This is a genomic window from Granulicatella sp. HMSC31F03, from assembly GCF_001807725.1.
In the GTDB taxonomy this organism is placed as follows: Bacteria; Bacillota; Bacilli; order Lactobacillales; family Aerococcaceae; genus Granulicatella; species Granulicatella adiacens.
Genome location: NZ_KV790859.1, coordinates 1 through 2,078, shown reverse-complemented (window position 1 = coordinate 2,078; position 2,078 = coordinate 1). Strand labels below are relative to the sequence as shown.

Below are 2,078 nucleotides of genomic sequence, written 5' to 3'. Positions count from 1 at the left end.
TTATTAATGTGTCCAGGATTCTGGGTACATATCAAATTTTGTCCTTTCTTTTTTGATGTTCAGAGCGATGAAAATCCGTTTTTTGAAGTTTTCAAAGTTCCGAAAACCAAAGGCATTTCGTTTGATAAGTCTGATGAGATTATTGGTCACTTCTAATTTGGCATTGGAATAAGGTAATTGAAGGGCGTTGACGATTTTCTCTTTGTCCTTTTGAAAGATTTTAAAGACAGACAGTCTGAAAAAGAGGATGAACCTGCTTCAGATTTTGTTTAAGAAAAATTTAATGAAGTGTTTGCCTAAAATGGTTGATTAATGATAAAATTGAGCGTAGGTTACTAGTCTCTCTGAGAGCTATAACTCTTGTCTTTAACTTTTACTTTGAGTGCTAAACTAAAAAGCATTTATTGACAAGCTCTTTTGATAAGAATTGGTAGATTAGCTGGGAAAACTACTAATTTGGGTACTAATAACGGAGTTCTTACCATATGGAGAAGGGCAATAAATTTATTTTTGTGTGTAATCATAAAAAGTAAAAAGAAATTTTATAAGGAGAAAAAGAATGATAAAGTCGAAAAACAGGATTAAAAAGACAATCGTTGGAATGATAACCTTTGTTTTAGCATTTTTCTTACTGCCGTTGCAAGGCGTTTTTGCGGCACCGCAGGAAATAAAGGATGACACAGATCTTTCTGCACTACGTCTTTACCAATTTCAGTTAACTACGGATAACATGAGCGTTGTATCTAAGTCATCTGCCGTAGATCAATACCACATGAATAATCCAATTTATGAAGGTAGCCCAAGGGTAGGGACCCCGATGGAGAATTTCACCCTCAAGGTAGATAAGACAAAAAAGGCAGATCAAACCTTTGATAAGCCTTTGTCTTTGAAATTTACCAATGCTGGAACAGTCAATGGTAAGCAAGTAGATGCTTATTTAACGATTAATAAAGTTACTCTTCATTATATTAATAACTCAGAAGCTACGGCTGAAATGGCTAATGCTAGCAAGACGGCAGTTCAGTTTTTTAATGTTTCTAATACATGGGGAGCAAATCAATTTGAAATTGGGAATATCCCCTATCTTGATGCAACACATAATTATTTTTTACGTAATACCTTTACAGTTGATGCAGATGTAACAGTAGAACTTAAGTATTCAGATGGTTCAGAACCTGACATGAAATTGGTGATGAAGCCAACTGATATTGATGCAAATGGTCAATGGAATACCAAGGAAGCTTTCTATGTTACCAATTACAGCACTAGTGTTGATAAGCGGGTAATGAATAACCGGAATATTTTGCAAGTAACCCAAGAAGGTGATAAAACTGTTTGGAATGCAGGCCCAGGTGCTACAAGTGGTTCAGACGCCGAAAATAATATTTCCGGTTTAGCTCTACGCTCAGTTAACAATACCATGAACTTTGGTTACCGTTCAGCGAACTATGCCTCTGCAACTTTCTCTCTTTACATGGAACAAGTACAGCTGGCTCCAGAAAAGGAGGTAGACCCAGCTCAAATCCCAGCACAAGCAGGAGAGGCAGTCACTTATAAGACCCTTTTCAGAATTCCAAAACCAGGTAAAGAAATCATTACAGCTTTATCAAGTCTTGATTTCGTTGATACCTTTGATGCTCGTTTAGATTTCAAAAATCTTACAGTTGATGCAGATGGTGTTGTGTTGACAGAAGGTACAGACTACACTGTTGAAAAGTCCGGTCAAAAAGTAACTGTTAAGATGGCTGCTGCTTACTTGAACAAAGATAAGGCAGGAACACCTATTCGTATTACTTATAATACAGTAACAAATAATAAGGTTAGTGATAAAGCTTCAGGACCTATTGAAAACATTGTAGCTATGCAACCAGATAACCTTTATTTCGTATCAAACAAGGTAACAACAACCTTACTTTACAATAAAATCCACGAATTTGTGAGTGGGACCCCAGGTAAAGAACTTCCACAAGAAGTGAAAGACTTGCTTCCAGCGACGGATAAGAACTTGTCTAATGGTAGTCAAGTAACTCCAACACAACCAAGTCAAACAGAAGTGAAGACGGCAGAAGGCACATGGA

1 protein-coding gene and 1 pseudogene are annotated in these 2,078 nt (G+C 36.7%); one reads left to right on the top strand and one right to left on the bottom strand.

The features are described 5' to 3' along the window. Window positions 1-3: 3 nt before the first annotated feature. Window positions 4-274: pseudogene (locus HMPREF3106_RS09290) on the bottom strand (transposase); the annotation flags it as partial. Window positions 275-559: 285 nt separating this feature from the next. On the opposite strand from HMPREF3106_RS09290, the gene HMPREF3106_RS06035 reads away from it, so the two are divergent. Beyond that, on the top strand, window positions 560-2,078 hold a 1,519-nt coding region (locus HMPREF3106_RS06035), incomplete at its 3' end, for an Sgo0707 family adhesin (RefSeq protein WP_148129416.1).